Annotated in this window: 12 protein-coding genes; 6 read left to right on the forward strand and 6 right to left on the reverse strand. The window is 75.6% G+C overall.

What is annotated here, in order from left to right; translation table 11 throughout:
- Positions 1 to 81: 81 nt before the first annotated feature.
- The gene (locus ACZ462_RS16555) at positions 82 to 1,236 is read left to right on the forward strand and encodes a lipase family protein (RefSeq protein WP_467803547.1); all 1,155 of its coding nucleotides are present in this window, start codon (positions 82 to 84) and stop codon (positions 1,234 to 1,236) included.
- Entirely contained in the window at positions 1,224 to 2,801 is a 1,578-nt protein-coding gene (locus tag ACZ462_RS16560) for a caspase family protein (protein WP_467803546.1), read from the forward strand. Before ACZ462_RS16555 ends, ACZ462_RS16560 begins: the two co-directional genes overlap by 13 nt.
- Before the next feature lie 10 nt (positions 2,802 to 2,811).
- On the opposite strand, the gene ACZ462_RS16565 is transcribed toward ACZ462_RS16560, so the two are convergent.
- Both ACZ462_RS16565 and ACZ462_RS16570 read right to left on the reverse strand, forming a co-directional pair.
- Positions 2,812 to 4,041, reverse strand: coding sequence for a Cmx/CmrA family chloramphenicol efflux MFS transporter (locus ACZ462_RS16565; RefSeq protein WP_467803620.1), 1,230 nt, complete (start codon positions 4,039 to 4,041; stop codon positions 2,812 to 2,814).
- A gap of 150 nt (positions 4,042 to 4,191) precedes the next feature.
- Positions 4,192 to 4,917 carry an HD domain-containing protein gene (locus tag ACZ462_RS16570; RefSeq protein WP_467803544.1) on the reverse strand — a complete coding sequence of 242 codons (726 nt, stop codon included), beginning with the start codon at positions 4,915 to 4,917 and terminating at the stop codon, positions 4,192 to 4,194.
- A gap of 113 nt (positions 4,918 to 5,030) precedes the next feature.
- On the opposite strand from ACZ462_RS16570, the gene ACZ462_RS16575 reads away from it, so the two are divergent.
- Positions 5,031 to 5,726 (forward strand): copper homeostasis protein CutC, encoded by a 696-nt coding sequence (locus tag ACZ462_RS16575; protein ID WP_467803543.1) that lies wholly within the window; start codon positions 5,031 to 5,033, stop codon positions 5,724 to 5,726.
- A gap of 165 nt (positions 5,727 to 5,891) precedes the next feature.
- Here ACZ462_RS16575 and ACZ462_RS16580 read toward each other — a convergent pair whose 3' ends face one another.
- Positions 5,892 to 8,009: a HelD family protein gene (locus ACZ462_RS16580; RefSeq protein WP_467803541.1), complete on the reverse strand. Its 2,118-nt coding sequence runs from the start codon at positions 8,007 to 8,009 to the stop codon at positions 5,892 to 5,894.
- Between the two features lie 335 nt (positions 8,010 to 8,344).
- On the opposite strand from ACZ462_RS16580, the gene ACZ462_RS16585 reads away from it, so the two are divergent.
- Together ACZ462_RS16585 and ACZ462_RS16590 are read left to right on the forward strand one after the other, a co-directional pair.
- Positions 8,345 to 8,530, forward strand: coding sequence for a hypothetical protein (locus tag ACZ462_RS16585; protein WP_467803540.1), 186 nt, complete (start codon positions 8,345 to 8,347; stop codon positions 8,528 to 8,530).
- A gap of 121 nt (positions 8,531 to 8,651) precedes the next feature.
- A complete protein-coding gene (locus ACZ462_RS16590) occupies positions 8,652 to 9,512 on the forward strand; it encodes a glycosyltransferase 87 family protein (RefSeq protein WP_467803539.1) in 861 nt (286 codons plus the stop codon).
- Here the strand turns inward: ACZ462_RS16590 and ACZ462_RS16595 are convergent.
- Positions 9,470 to 11,113: a DNA repair helicase XPB gene (locus ACZ462_RS16595; RefSeq protein ID WP_467803538.1), complete on the reverse strand. Its 1,644-nt coding sequence runs from the start codon at positions 11,111 to 11,113 to the stop codon at positions 9,470 to 9,472. The two genes, ACZ462_RS16590 and ACZ462_RS16595, sit on opposite strands and share 43 nt — an antisense overlap.
- Positions 11,114 to 11,248: 135 nt before the next feature.
- Here ACZ462_RS16595 and ACZ462_RS16600 point away from each other — a divergent pair, with 135 nt between their 5' ends.
- A complete protein-coding gene (locus tag ACZ462_RS16600) occupies positions 11,249 to 11,710 on the forward strand; it encodes an N-acetyltransferase (RefSeq protein ID WP_467803536.1) in 462 nt (153 codons plus the stop codon).
- A gap of 108 nt (positions 11,711 to 11,818) precedes the next feature.
- On the opposite strand, the gene ACZ462_RS16605 is transcribed toward ACZ462_RS16600, so the two are convergent.
- Together ACZ462_RS16605 and ACZ462_RS16610 are read right to left on the reverse strand one after the other, a co-directional pair.
- The gene (locus ACZ462_RS16605; RefSeq protein ID WP_467803535.1) at positions 11,819 to 13,090 is read right to left on the reverse strand and encodes a hypothetical protein; all 1,272 of its coding nucleotides are present in this window, start codon (positions 13,088 to 13,090) and stop codon (positions 11,819 to 11,821) included.
- Positions 13,091 to 13,350: 260 nt separating this feature from the next.
- Positions 13,351 to 13,977 (reverse strand): DUF4291 domain-containing protein, encoded by a 627-nt coding sequence (locus tag ACZ462_RS16610; RefSeq protein WP_467803533.1) that lies wholly within the window; start codon positions 13,975 to 13,977, stop codon positions 13,351 to 13,353.
- Between the last annotated feature and the right edge of the window lie 83 nt (positions 13,978 to 14,060).

Genomic DNA, 14,060 nt, shown 5'->3' on the forward strand with positions numbered 1-14,060 from the left:
GGAAAAATACGGTAGTTGCTGCATTAGGATGACCGCCTGTTCGTCCCGTCGCACCGCCTGAGGGGGATCGTGGATCGGTCAGTGCTGTTCGTACACGGAACGGGAGTGCGGGAGGCCTCGTACACCGAGAGCCTGGCCGCCGTCCGGGACGGTCTCGGCCGGATCCGGCCCGGCCTGGAGGTCCGCGGCTGCTTCTGGGGCCGCGAGCAGGGCGCGTCCATGGCGCTCGGCGGCGACTCCGTCCCCGGCTACCGGCAGTCGCGCGGCGGCACGCGTGAGGACGACGGGGACGACGAGATGGCCCTGTGGCGCGTGCTGTACGACGACCCCTGCTACGAGCTTCGGCTGCTCGGCCTGCGCCCCGCGCCCGAGAGGGGCATGTCCCGCGGGCTCCCCCCGTCCGAGCTGTTCCTCGACGAGATCACCGGGTATGCCCCCTCGCCGGCCGTGTCCGAGGCCTTCGCGGCCCGGGGCCTGGAGAAGGATCTCACCGAGGCGCTGCGCACCGTCGCCGCGGCCCAGGAGCTGCGCGACGCGGCCGCCACGGTCGACGGCGACGGCTTCGAGCACCGCCGGACCGTGGCCCGCGCGGTCGTCGCCCTGGTGGTCGACCTGGCGACCGATCGCGGGGCGGAGGTCTCCGGCATCGTCCGCGACGCACTCCTCGCCGCCCTGAGCGCCGACCTGTACGCCGACGGCCGCTCCCTGAAGGGGATGATCGGGAAGGCGCTCCTCGCGCCGGTCGGCCGCCGCGCGCGCCGCCGCCGCGGCGCCTGGGGCGACACCGCCCTCCCCGCCTTCGGGGACATCCTGCGCTACCAGGCCCGCGGACAGGGCGTGCGCGACCAGATCCGCCGGACCCTGGACACCACTCCGGGCGAGGCGGTCACGATCGTCGCGCACAGCCTCGGCGGGGTCGCCTGCGTGGACCTGCTGGTGCAGGAGCGCCTGGACCGGGTCGACCAGCTGATCACGGTCGGCTCGCAGGCGCCGTTCTTCTACGAGATCGGCGCCCTCGTCTCCCTCGAACCCCCGCAGCCGCTGCCGCCGCACTTCCCCGTGAAGTGGCTGAACGTCCACGACGGCCGCGACATGCTCTCCTACCAGGCGGCCAAGGTGTTCCCGGGGCGGGCGCACGACCACCGGGTCGACAACCGGCAGCCCTTCCCCTGGGCACACACCACCTACTGGTCCAACCCGGGGCTGTGGGACGCCGTGGACGCATGGCTGGGGTGAGCGGCACCGACCCGGCGCGCGTGCACGCCGTCCTCGTCGGCATCGAGAGCTTCCCCCGCATGCCGGGGATGGACCTGCCCGGAGCGGCGGAGGATGCGATGCGCCTCGCCCGCTGGCTGCGCAGGCGCGGCGTCCCGGCCGAGAACATCCGGCTGCTGCTGGCTCCCGCGAACGACTCGTGGGCCGAGCTGAACCGGTCGGTGCGCGACCTCGGCCTGACCGCCTCCACCACGTACGTCGCCTCCCGCGACCAGATCCTCGACGGCCTCGCGGCCGGGGGCTCCGCACCCGGGGGCGACGTCCTGTACGTGTACTGGGGCGGCCACGGCGTACTGGGCCGGGGGGAGCGGCGGCTGCTGGTCTGCCCGGACGCCTCGGACGCGGACCTGCGCTGCATCGACCTCACCGACCTGCGGGAGTACCTCACCCGCAACGACGTGTACCGGTGCCCCAGGCACGTGTACCTCGTCGACACCTGTGCGGACTTCCTCAAGGCGCACGAACGGGCGGCGGTGGCGGTGTTCCCCGAGGGGCGGCGGGAGTCGGTCGAGCACTTCATGCTGCTCGCGGCGGCCGTCGGACAGACGGCCGTGCAGAACAACGCCGAGCGGTCGGGGGCGTGCTCGACCGTCGTCATGGACTGGCTGGAGGAGCACTCGCCGGGCCTCGACCCGGACCTGGACGCCCTGGTGGCGCACGTCCGGGAGAGCTTCGCCGGGCTGCGGCCGGGTGGCCGGCGGCTTCAGACGCCGGTCACCTGGGTGGCGCGGTCCTTCGCCGGAGACACCGAGGAGTTCGGCGGCGGCCCGGCGGCGGAGGCGGCGGCCGGGCCCGCGCCGGAGGCGGGGCGTCCTGCCGGCCGGGGCGCGGCCGCGAGTACGCCGGAGGTGCGCGTCCCCCGGCGGCGGGGCGGCCGGGTGCTCGTCGGGGCCGCGGTGGCGGCCGTGGTCGCGGTTGCTGCGGGCGGGACGGTGTACGGCGTGATGGCGCGCGGGCAGGACGGCGCCGCCGCGAAGGCAGCCGCCCCCGGGGCGGCGGCTCCGGGAGCGGCGTCCCCGTCGGCCACGCCGAGCCCCTCGCCCTCGGCGAGCCCCTCGCCGTCCGGCAGCCCGTCGGCGCAGCCGGCCAGTGCGTCGGCCTCGGCTGTGCCGGGCCCGTCGGCGCAGGCCACGGGCGTGCAGCCGGCCGGCGCGACGAAGCCGACGTGTGCGTCCACGCAGCCCATCGCCGCTGTGCCCGAGGTCGTGGCGAGCCCCTGCTACGTCCTCGACGGCGGCCGGGTCGCCATGGTGGCCCAGCTCCGGGCGACGAAGCCGGTCGACGTCACCGTCTACCTGTGGCTGACCGCGAAGGACGACCCCCGGCACCTGTTCCCCGCCGGCGGCATGGCGCAGCAGACGCTGCGGTTGGGGACGGAGCCCAGGGAGGTGCGCGAGCAGGTCGGGATCGCGCTGGCTCCGGGGAGGTACGAGGTCCACGTCTATGTCACCCCCAAGGGCGAACCCGCGCCGAGCCCGACCAACCCGACGGTGACCGGCCGCTCCCAGGGGTTCTCGTACCCGTAGGAGCCGCGGGTCAGGTGCAGTCCGCCGTAGGGCGGTCCGCGCCGCGGGCACCGGCCGTGGCGGTGGCGGACGAGGCGACGATGCGGGTCGGGCGGGGGCGGCGGTCCAGGCGGAGGGCGGTCAGGCCGAGGGCGATCGCGGTGACGGTCATCGCCGCGCCCGCCCACGCCGTGGCGGTGAAGCCGAGCCCGGCGTCGATGACGGTGCCGCCGAGCCAGGGGCCGCCCGTGTTGCCGAGGTTGAACGCGGCGGTCGTGGTGGCCCCGGCCAGGGTCGGGGCGGCGCCGGCCACGTTGAACATCCGGGCGTTGAGGGCGGGGGCGGTCAGGAACGTCGAGAAGCCGATCAGGAAGGACAGGGCCACGGCTGCCGCGGCCGACGACGCGGACAGGGCCAGCGCGACCAGCAGTGCGGTGCTGGCGGTGATGCCCCCCAGCATGATCCCGAAGAGGTGGGCGTCGGCGAACCGGCCGCCGACGGCGGTCCCGGCGAGCGCGCCCAGCCCGAACAGGCCGAGCACCCACGGTACCCACGCCGAGTCCAGGCCGGCCACGTCCGTGAGCAGCGGCGAGAGGTAGCTGAAGGCGCAGAAGACGCCTCCCGCGGCGAGTGCGGTCACGCCGACGGACAGCCACACCTGGCGGTCGCGGTAGATCCGCAGCTCCCGGCGCAGGAGGGGCCGCTCCGCGGGCAGCGGGATGCGGGGGACGAGGGCGAGGATGCCGGCGAGGGCGACCGCGGAAGCCGCGCCGACCGCCCAGAACGCGGAGCGCCAGCCCAGGTGCTCGCCGAGGAAGGCGCCGGCGGGCACGCCGAGGACGTTCGCGACGGACAGGCCGCCGATCATGACGGCCATGGCGCGGGCCCGCTGGTCCTGGCGGACCATCGCGATGGCCACGGCCGCGCCGACGGCCCAGAAGCCGGCGCAGGCGAGCGCGGAGACGACGCGGGAGGCGAACAGCAGCGCGTACGTGGGTGCGAGCGCGCCCGCGACCTGCCCGAGCCCGAAGAGGCTGATGAGCGCGATGAGGGTGGTGCGGCGCGGGAGGCGGAGCGTGGCCACGGCCAGCAGCGGCGCGCCGACGACCATGCCGACGGCGAACGCGGAGATCAGCAGGCCGGCCTGCGGGATGCTGACGCCCATGTCCTCGGCGACGGGCGGCAGCAGTCCCGAGAGCATGAACTCGCTGGTGCCGAGGGCGAAGACGGCGAGTCCGAGGACGTGGACGGCGACGGGCATCCCCGTCCGGGCGGGTACGGCGGCGGGTGTGGCGGGTGCGGTGGGACGGGTGTCTCGCTGGGCTTCGGGCATGCCTTTCACGAACCGGAGCGGGCGTGATCGCATTCCCGGGCGGCGGGCGGCGGGTGGCGGGCGGCGGGCGGCGGGCGGTCAGCCGGTGAGCGCGGCCAGCTCTGCGGCGAGGTTGCGGCGGGCCTGGGCCTCCCAGTGCGCGGCCCCGTACGGGGTGCGGAAGAGGCGGGGCAGGGCGAGCAGCTGCCGCAGGACGGCGGCGCGGCCGGCGCGGAACGCGTCGTCGGGGACGAAGCCGTACTCGGCGCGCACGGCGGCGGCGTACGCGGCGTAGGCGCCCGGGTCGCCGGCCAGGACGGCCAGGTCGGCGTCGCAGAGGACCTCGCCGTCGGTGTCGCCGGGGGCGGGGTCGTGGGTGGTGGTGAGCCGGACCAGGCGGGCCACTTCGGCGGTGCGCTCCTCGGCGATGCCGAGTTCGCGCAGGGCGCGTTCGGCGAGGGCGGCGCTGCGCTCCTCGTTCTCGGAGCGGTCGGGCCGGTAGACGGCGTCGTGGAACCAGGCGGCGAGTTCGACCGCGGCCCGGTCGGCGGCGTGCGGGGCGAGTACGTCGATCCGGGCGAGGACGTCGGCCAGGTGGGCGGTGGTGTGGTAGCGGCGCTGGGGCTCCGACCAGGCGGCGAGGAGGCGGTCGGCGTAGGGGCCGGGGTCGCGGTCGGCGGGGGCGCCGGCGGAGGCGGCGGTGGCGAGCCAGCGGGAGCGGAGGCGGGCGGCGGCGCCCGCGTCCGGGGCGGAGCCGGGTGCGTGGGCCTGTGCGGCGTCCGGGGCGGAGCCGGGTGCGGAGTCGGGTGCCCTGTCTGAGTCCATGCGGACATTGTGGGTGGCGTGAAGGTGCTGGTGATGGGTGGGGCCGCCCCGTACCCTGGATATTGGACTAGACCTATTTTTCCCATCAACAGCTTTCCCGAGGAGTGGGCCCAATGAGCAACCGTGCAGTCCTGGAGGTGATCGCCCTCGACGCGGAGGACGCGGTCGCGGCCCAGGCCGGTGGGGCGGACCGGCTGGAACTGGTCAGCGACATCGCCGCCGACGGGCTCACCCCCGCGCGGGAGACGTTCGCGCGGATCCGGGCCGCCGTCGACATCCCCCTGCGCGTGATGCTCCGGGCCGCCGACGGCTTCTCCGCCGGCTCCGCGGAGGACCTGGAGCGGCTCGGCGCGCAGGCGCGGGCGCTGCGGTCGGACGGGGCGGGGGAGTTCGTCCTCGGGTTCCTGAACCCGGACGGCAGCCCCGACCTCGCCGCCGTCGAGGCGGTCGTCGCGGAGCTGGACGGCTGCCCGTGGACGTTCCACCGGGCGATCGACCGGGCCGCCGACCGGGAGCAGGCGCGGAAGGCGCTCGCGGACCTGCCCGGCCTGGACACCTACCTGACCGCGGGCTCCGCGGACGGCGTCGACGGAGGACTGGCGGTGCTCGCCGCGGAGGCCGGGCGCAGCGGCGAGCCGGGGTACGGGGCGCGGCTGATGGTGGGCGGCGGGCTGCGCCTGGAGCACCTGGACGGGCTGCGGGCGGCCGGGGTCGACGCGTTCCACATCGGCGGCGCGGCCCGGCCGGACGGCTGGGGCGGGCCCGTCTGCCCGGCCGCCGTCGAGGCCTGGCGCACGGCCCTGGCGTAAGCCGCCCGCCGCGGGTGCGGGCGGCCGGGCCGCGGGCAGGGCGGCCGGCCCGGCACCGTACCCCCGCCTGCCCCGCCTGCCCCGCCTGCCCCGCCTGCCCCGCCTGCCCCGCCTGCCCCGCCTGCCCCGCCGCCGCGCCGTCCGCGCCGCCGCGCCGTCGTGGTGTCAGGCGGCGAGCGGGGCCGGGAGGGGCAGGGAGTGGACGGCGGTCAGGCCCGACACGGCCCGGGTGAGGCAGACGTACAGGCGGCGCAGGCCCGTCCGCTCGTCCGGTTCGCCGGCCACCACCGCGGCCGGCTCGTCCAGTACCACGTAGTCGTACTCCAGGCCCTTCGCCAGCGACGCCGGGACGAGCGTCAGCCGCGACCGCGCCGTCGTCTCCTCGCCCGGCGACAGCCACTCCATCCCGGCCGCTTCCAGTGCCCGTGCCAGCTCGGGGATCCGGGCGTCGGCCGCGATCAGGCCGATCGACCCCTCCCGTTCCAGCGACGCCCGGCAGGCGGCCAGCACCTCGGCCGCCTGCCGCTCCGGGTCCCCGACCCGCGACACGGCCAGCGAGCCGGGCGTCTCGCGCACCGACGAGACCGGAGCCAGCCCCGGCGAGATCGACGGCAGCAGCCGCGACGCGTACGCGATGACCTCCCGCGGCACGCGGAAGCCCGCCGTCAGCTCCTCGACCGCCGCGTCCGGCTTGCCCAGGTGGGACAGCGCCTCCGCCCAGTCGCGGGTCGCCCACGGCGTGGTGCCCTGCGCCAGGTCGCCCAGTACGGTCGCCGAGCCCGTCGTGCAGCGCCGGCCCACCGCCCGGTACTGCATGGGCGACAGGTCCTGCGCCTCGTCCAGGACGACGTGGCCCAGCGACGGGGTGCGCTCCACCAGGTCCGCGGCCTCGTCGATCAGCACCAGGTCCGCCGGCGACCACTTCGCCGAGCGCACGCTGCGGGGCGGCTTCTCCCACAGCAGGAGCCGCTGCTCCTCCGCGGTCAGGAGCCCGTCCGCGTGCGCGGTCAGGAACGCGGCGTCGGACAGCAGCCGCAGCACCAGCTTCGCCGGATCGACCGCCGGCCAGACCGCCTTGACGGCCGCCTTCACCGCCGCGTTGCGGGCGACCGCGTCCTGGACCCGGTCGTCGGGCGCCTCGCCCGCCTGCTCCATCCGCACCAGCACCGTGTGCGCGATCCGCTGCGGCAGCGCGTCGCGGGCGGCCCCGTAGCGCATGTCCCGGGCGAGGAGCTCGGAGACGATCTCCCGGAGCTCGTACGCCGGCACCCGCCACCGGCGCGAGCCCCGTACGACGACCAGCGGCTCGGCCGGCTCGGACACGTGCGAGCGGACCGCCCGCCGCAGCACCTCGGCCATCCGGGCGTCGCCCTTGACGACGGCCGTCGCCGGCATGTCGGCGCCGCGCACCTCCAGGCCGTCGCGGGCCACCAGGTCGTCGACGGTGGCCTGCCTGACCTCCAGCTCGCCGAGCGCCGGCAGGACCTGCTCGATGTAGCGCAGGAAGGAGCGGTTCGGGCCGACGACGAGGGTGCCGGTGCGGGCGAGCCGCTCCCGGTGCGCGTACAGCAGGTAGGCGACGCGGTGCAGGCCGACGGCGGTCTTGCCGGTGCCCGGACCGCCCTGGACGCACACGGATCCCGACAGCCCGGAGCGGACGATCTCGTCCTGCTCGGGCTGGATCGTGGCGACGATGTCGCGCATCGGGCCGACGCGGGGCCGCTCGATCTCCTGCTGGAGCAGCCGGCTGACGGTCGCCGCCTCGGCCGGGTCCGACAGGTGCTCGTCCTCGTACGCGGTCAGCTCGCCGCCGGTGTAGCCGAAGCGGCGGCGCAGGGCGACGTCCTGCGGGTCGGCCTTGGACGCCCGGTAGAACGGCTGGGAGACCGGCGCCCTCCAGTCGATCACCATGGGGTCGCCCTCGGCGTCGTGGACGTGCCGGCGGCCGATGTAGAACTGCTCGCCCTCCCTGCCCTCGGCGAGGTCCGCGCCGGGCGCGTGCAGGTAGTCGAGGCGGCCGAAGAACAGCGGGGTGTGCGCGAGGTCGGCGAGCGCCTTGATGCGGTCGTCGATCTGCGCCTGGAGGACGAGCGCGTTGACCCAGTTCGCGGTGACGTCGCGGATGTCGAGGGCCTCCACGTCGGCGCGCATCGCGCGCAGCGCGGCGCGGGAGGCGGCCAGGTGCGCCTGCTCGCGGGCCAAGGGGTTCGCGGTGTCGGGCGCGGCGTGCGCGTCGGGCGCGGCGGTTGCGGGGGCGGCGGACTCGGGGGCGTGCGCGGGCACGGCAGGGCCTCCAGCTGCTGGTCTGCGGGGTCGGGTGCGTCAGCGGTGCGATGCGGGTGCCCGCCGGTTTCCGTGCGGCGGACGCTCTCCCCGGTCGGGCTGCGGGAGGCGGCGGAAGCGGAGATTGTAGTCAGCAGCCCCCGCCCGCGCGAACGGAATTCGCCGCCGGGGCGGGGCCGGCGGCCCGTTCCCCCGTACGGGTCCCCTACCTCGGAGTGTCAGACCTGCGGGTGGGGGCCGCGGTCCGGCATGGGACGTCAGGAGGAGGCCAGCGCCCGTGCGGTTCAGCCCCGCGAGCGATGCGCGCCCGGCCCCCGTGAACGCACCATGGAGACATGAGCACCGCAACCTTCACCCCGGTCCCCGGGGGCCGCCCGAGCGGCGCCACCGCAGCCACTTCCGGCCCCCACCGCCACCTCATAGGCAACGCGCTGCGCGCCGTGAAGGTGTTCGCCGCCGCGGCCGTCAGCGTGGTCGTCATGGGCGAGTTCGCCGAGGACGCGGGCGTGGCCCGCCGCTGACCCCGGCGAGCCGCCCCGCCTCGCCGGCGACCCGTCCCGCGCCTCACCGGCGGCCCGCCCGGGCGTCGTCGGCGTCCGGATTCCGGCGGTCCTCCCGCGTTGATCCACTAGGGTCACGCGCGTGACCCCCCGCGCCCCTTTCCGCCCCGCGCCGGCAGCCCTGCCCGGCGTGCTGGTCACGGCTCCGCTCCTCGCCCTCGGCGTCCTGTGCGTCCTGCTGCGGGTCCCCGCCGCGGACTCGCTCGTCGCCGGCCTCGCCGACGGGCTCTCCGCCGCCGAGTGGCGCCCGCCCGCCGCCTATCCGCCGTTCGCCGCGATCATGTTCACCCCGGCGGCCTGGCTGCCGACCGGCATCCTCAAGGCCGTCTTCGTCCTCGGCAACGCGGGGCTGCTCGCCCTCCTCGTGCTGCTGTCCTGCCGCCTCGCCGGGCTGCGGCCCGGGCCGGCGGCCCTGCTCGCCGCGACCACCGCCGGGCTGTGGGTGGAGCCGCTGTTCCAGAGCCTGCTGCCCGGGCAGGTCAACCTGGCGCTCGCCTGCCTGGTGCTGTGGGACCTCGGCCGGCCCGGCGGCGCGCTCGGGAAGGGCTTCGGCGTCGGCACCGCCGCCGGGATCACGCTGGCGCCGGCGGTGCTCGTCCCGTACCTGCTGCTGACCGGGCGGGTCCGGGCCGGGCTGACCGCGCTCGCCGCCTTCGCCGGGACGGCGCTGCTCGGGCTGCTCGTCCTGCCCGAGGAGTCCGCCGCGTTCTGGGCCCGGCTCGCCGCGGCCGGCCCCGACCTGCTGCCGTACTGGCCGCACCTGTGGGTGTGGGCCGTCCCGGCCCTCGCGTTCGCGGCCCGCGCCGGCCTGCCCCGCCAGGGCGCCGCGTTCCGGCCGACCGGGCCGGCCCGCCCGCGGCCCGCGGCGGGGCGGCTCCGCGCGCCCGGCCGCGGGCCCGGTCAGCCCTCCGCGAGCAGGTCGTCGGCGTCCATGATCCGGTAGGCGTAGCCCTGCTCGGCCAGGAACCGCTGCCGGTGTGCGGCGAAGTCCTGGTCGATCGTGTCGCGCGCGACGACCGAGTAGAAGCGGGCCTCGTGCCCGTCCGCCTTCGGCCGCAGCACCCGGCCCAGGCGCTGCGCCTCCTCCTGCCGGGACCCGAACGTCCCCGACACCTGGATGGCGACGGTCGCCTCGGGCAGGTCGATGGAGAAGTTCGCGACCTTGGACACCACCAGGACGCTGATCTCGCCCTCGCGGAACGCGTCGAAGAGCTTCTCCCGCTGCGCGTTGGACGTCTCGCCCTTGATGACGGGCGCGTCGAGGTGCTCGCCGAGTTCGTCGAGCTGGTCGATGTACTGCCCGATGACGAGGGTCTGCTCGCCGCGGTGCTTGCGCACGAGCGCCTCGGTGACCTTCCGCTTCGTCGCCGTCGTCGCGCAGAAGCGGTACTTCTCCTCCGTCTCGGCGGTCGCGTACGCGAGCCGCTCCGACTCGGTCAGGTTCACCCGGACCTCGACGCAGTCCGCGGGGGCGATGTAGCCCTGCGCCTCGATCTCCTTCCACGGGGCGTCGAACCGCTTCGGCCCGATCAGCGAGAACACGTCCGACTCGCGGCCGTCCTCGCGGACGAGCGTGGCGGTCAGGCCGAGCCGGCGGCGGGCCTGGAGGTCGGCGGTGAACTTGAACACCGGCGCGGGCAGCAGGTGCACCTCGTCGTAGAGGATCAGGCCCCAGTCCCGGGAGTCGAACAGCTCCAGGTGCGGGTAGACGCCCTTCCGCTTCGTCGTCAGGACCTGGTAGGTCGCGATGGTGACGGGCCGGATCTCCTTGCGGGTGCCGGAGTACTCGCCGATCTCGTCCTCGCCGAGCGAGGTGCGCCGCACCAGCTCGTGCTTCCACTGGCGGGCCGAGACGGTGTTGGTGACCAGGATCAGCGTCGTCGCCTTGGCCTTGGCCATCGCCCCGGCGCCGACGAGCGTCTTGCCGGCGCCGCACGGCAGGACGACGACACCGGAGCCGCCGTGCCAGAACCCCTCGACGGCCTGCTGCTGGTAGGGGCGCAGCGCCCACCCGTCCTCCTCCAGCTCGATCGGGTGGGCTTCGCCGTCGACGTAGCCGGCGAGGTCCTCGGCGGGCCAGCCGAGCTTGAGCAGCGTCTGCTTGATCTGCCCGCGCTCGGAGGGGTGCACGGCGACGGTGTCGGGGTCGATGCGGGCGCCGACCAGCGGCGCGACCCGCTTGGACCGCAGGATCTCCTCCAGCACGGGCCGGTCGGTGGTGGTGAGCACCAGCCCGTGCACGGGGTGCTTGGACAGGGTGAGGCGGCCGTAGCGGGCCATGGTCTCGGCGACGTCGACGAGGAGGGCGTGCGGGACGGGGTAGCGGGAGAACTCGACGAGTGCGTCGACGACCTGCTCGGCGTCGTGCCCGGCGGCCCGCGCGTTCCACAGGCCGAGCGGCGTGATCCGGTAGGTGTGGATGTGCTCGGGGGCCCGTTCGAGTTCGGCGAACGGGGCGATGGCACGGCGCGCGGCCCCGGCGAGTTCGTGGTCGACCTCAAGCAGGAGTGTCTTGTCGCTTTGTACGATGAGAGGCCCGTTCACCTGGCGTGAGTCCTTCCGGCAGAGTGACCCCCCGTTTACGGGCGGCCAAACCTCCAGTCTGCCGCATCGCGGCGCGGGCCGGAGTGCGGGAAATTCGGTGGCGGGTCGGTGCCGGGCGGTGCCTAGGGTCGGCGCATGAGTGATCACGATTCCTTCGTGCCCGACGGGTTCGAGGTGCCGGCGGGGCTGGTCGGCGACGGGTTCCGGCTGGAGCCGCTCGGTGAGCGGCACAACGAGCGGGACCTCGCGGCCTGGAGCGGGAGCATCGGGCACGTGCGCGCCACGCCCGGGTTCGGCGACGGCGCCTGGCCGCCGCCCGAGGGCATGTCCGCCGAGCAGAACCTCGCCGATCTGGCCCGGCACGCACGGGACTTCGCGGCTCGGACCGGGTTCACGTACAGCGTCCTGGACGGCGACGACGTCATCGGCTGCGTCTACATCTACCCGGGCCGGAAGGACCCGGACCGGGTGCAGGTCAGCTCCTGGGTGCGGGCCGACCGGGCCGCGCTGGACCGGCCGCTGTACGAGGCGGTGTCCCGGTGGCTGGCGGAGGCCTGGCCGTTCGAGCCGGGGCGGATCGTGTACGCCGCCCGGTGAACGTCCGGAGGGCCCGGCACGCAGGTGCCGGGCGCTCCGGGGTGCCGCGGGGTGTCAGGGGTGTGCGGCGGGGGTGTCGAGCCGGGTCGGGTCGGTGGGTCGGGTGGGTCAGGAGTGGGTGGCCTTGCGGCGGCGGGCGCCGAGCCAGGCCGCGGCCCCGCCGGTGGCGATCAGCGCCGCGGACACGGCGGCGAACAGGCCGGTGCGGGAGTCGGCGCCGGTCGCGGCGAGGGTGCCGGAGGCGCCGCCGGGGGTGGTGGTCGAGGTGGTCGTGGTGGCCGCCGTGGCGGTGGCGGTGGTGGACGGGGACGGCGAGGGGGAGGCCGTCGCGGAGGTGCTCGGCTTCGGGCTCGGCGAAGGCGACGGCGAGGCCGGGGTGGCCGGCGCCAGCTGGATCTTGGTGATGGCGGAGTGGAACGGCGCCGGGTTGCCCTCGGTGTGCCGGAACTCGGCGGTCACGTCGAACTCGGTGCGCTGTGTCAGCTTCGCCTTCGGGCCGAGCTTGACCTGGACGCGGACGGAGCGCTCGCCGGAGGCCGCGCCGAAGCCCTCGGCGATGCGCAGCAGCTCGAGGTTGCCGCTCTCGCCCTTCAACTGGCGCCACGTTCCGTCCACCCGGGCCCGAACCTCCAGGCCGTCGGTGTCGGCGGGCTTGGGGCCGTTGATCCGCAGCAGCGTCACCAGGCCGGTGTCGAAGGTGCCTTCACCGTTGGCGCGGTACTTCAGGTCCAGCTCGCGGCAGTCGGCGCCCGTGCTGCCCTCGCAGGGGGTGGCCGGGGTGAACGCGCTGGTGAACTTCTCGGCCTTGACGGCCGGGTCCGTCTTGAAGGTGAGGGAGGCGGCACCGCCGGGCGCCAGCTCCCTGGCGTACGTGGAGGCCTGCAGCGTCAGGTCGCCGTTGTTGCCGGGGTAGCCCTTGCCGAGGCCGACGGTCACCTTCCAGCTGAGCTTGCCCTTGGCAGGCACCTCGAAGCCGTCGCCGGCCTTCCCGCCCTGCGGGTGGAAGACGCCCTGCCATTCGCCGTCCTGCCCTCCGATGGAGGACGTCGTCGCCGGGGCGTCGGCCGCCTCGACCTTGAAGGCCACGTCCTCGGCCCGGAGCAGGCTGGGGCCGGCGGGCAGGCCGTGGATCCACGGGTGGAAAGGCGCGGCCTTGTCGGAGGGGTTGGTCACCGTCAGCTCGAAGGTGCTCGTCGCGCCGCCGCGGGTGAGCGGGGCGTCCGGGACGGGCGCGCCCAGCGAGATCTTCAGGCTGCCGCCGTCCGCGGTGGGGACGGCGTACGCGGCCGGCTGCATCAGCACGGTGCCGGCGACGGCGGCGACGAGTGCGGTGGCGGCCGCGGCGAGGGCGGGGCGGCGGGCGGCGGTGCGAGCGGACATGGCGGATCTTCCCGGGGAATCGGATGGGGTGGGCATGCCGAGGTGCGGCGGACGCGCGAGGGGCGGGGTGCGGGATGTCGCTCCCGGCCGGGACCTGCCTCTGCGGCGGCCGCCGTTGCGATGTACCGATCTTCACATGGTGTGGATCACCAATCCAACCCCCGTTTGTCACCGCTGTGCAACAGCCCCGGCGGTAGCGCGCACCACCTCTGACCTGCAAGAACGGTATGAGCCACTCCGCTTTTCGGCGGGCTTCCGGCCTACGCCCCCAGGTGCTCCAGCGGCCCCGCCGGATACGGCGTCTCGGCGGGCAGCAGAGCCCGCGCCGCGGCCAGGTCGCCCGCCCGCACGAGCGCCCGGATCTCCGCGGCCAGCGGCGTGACGTCGCGGATGGAGACCGTCCAGGCGTCGGCGTACGCGCGCGAGGCGGGCCCGGACAGTCCCAACTGGAGCGAGCGGTGGGGCAGCGGGTGCAGGCGCAGGTCCCGCTCGGGGTCCCACTGGACGCGGACCGGGGAGGTGCGCAGCGCCTGCCGCCACGCCTCGCGGTCGGGGTGGGTGCCGGGCTCGTAGTGCGAGAGGCAGGCCCGGCGCAGCGCGTCGTCGAAGCCCTCGCGGGTGATCTCGACGGCGAGGACGGTCTCCTGGTCGGGCTTGGTCGCCCAGCCGCAGCGGTACATCATCCACAGGAACGACGGCTTGATCCAGGTCATCCGCTCGCGTTTCCAGGCCGGCGGGAAGCGGCCGTCGCGGGCCGCGGGCAGCCCGAGGGAGGGCGCGTAGGCCTGGTACACGGTGACGGTGTCGGCGGTGTGGGCGGCGCGGATCTGCCGGTACGGGACGGGGGCGGCGGCCTGCTCGGGCGCCGGGCCTGCGGTGTCGTGCATGGGGCCAGCCTGCGGGGCGGACGCGCGCGGCGGCCACCGGTTTTCGCGGCGGGCGCGCCCTCGCCCGCCTCCGCCCGGCCGAC

The organism is Streptomyces sp. NPDC031121, from assembly GCF_055570615.1.

Bases quoted from the DNA above. Each gene is read 5' to 3' on its own strand.
- ACZ462_RS16560 (WP_467803546.1), top strand. From the start codon at position 1,224: ATGGCTGGGGTGAGCGGCACCGACCCGGCGCGCGTGCACGCCGTCCTC.
- ACZ462_RS16565 (WP_467803620.1), bottom strand. From the start codon at position 4,041: ATGCCCGTCGCCGTCCACGTCCTCGGACTCGCCGTCTTCGCCCTCGGC.
- ACZ462_RS16570 (WP_467803544.1), bottom strand. From the start codon at position 4,917: ATGGACTCAGACAGGGCACCCGACTCCGCACCCGGCTCCGCCCCGGAC.
- ACZ462_RS16575 (WP_467803543.1), top strand. From the start codon at position 5,031: ATGAGCAACCGTGCAGTCCTGGAGGTGATCGCCCTCGACGCGGAGGAC.
- ACZ462_RS16585 (WP_467803540.1), top strand. From the start codon at position 8,345: ATGAGCACCGCAACCTTCACCCCGGTCCCCGGGGGCCGCCCGAGCGGC.
- ACZ462_RS16600 (WP_467803536.1), top strand. From the start codon at position 11,249: ATGAGTGATCACGATTCCTTCGTGCCCGACGGGTTCGAGGTGCCGGCG.
- ACZ462_RS16605 (WP_467803535.1), bottom strand. From the start codon at position 13,090: ATGTCCGCTCGCACCGCCGCCCGCCGCCCCGCCCTCGCCGCGGCCGCC.
- ACZ462_RS16610 (WP_467803533.1), bottom strand. From the start codon at position 13,977: ATGCACGACACCGCAGGCCCGGCGCCCGAGCAGGCCGCCGCCCCCGTC.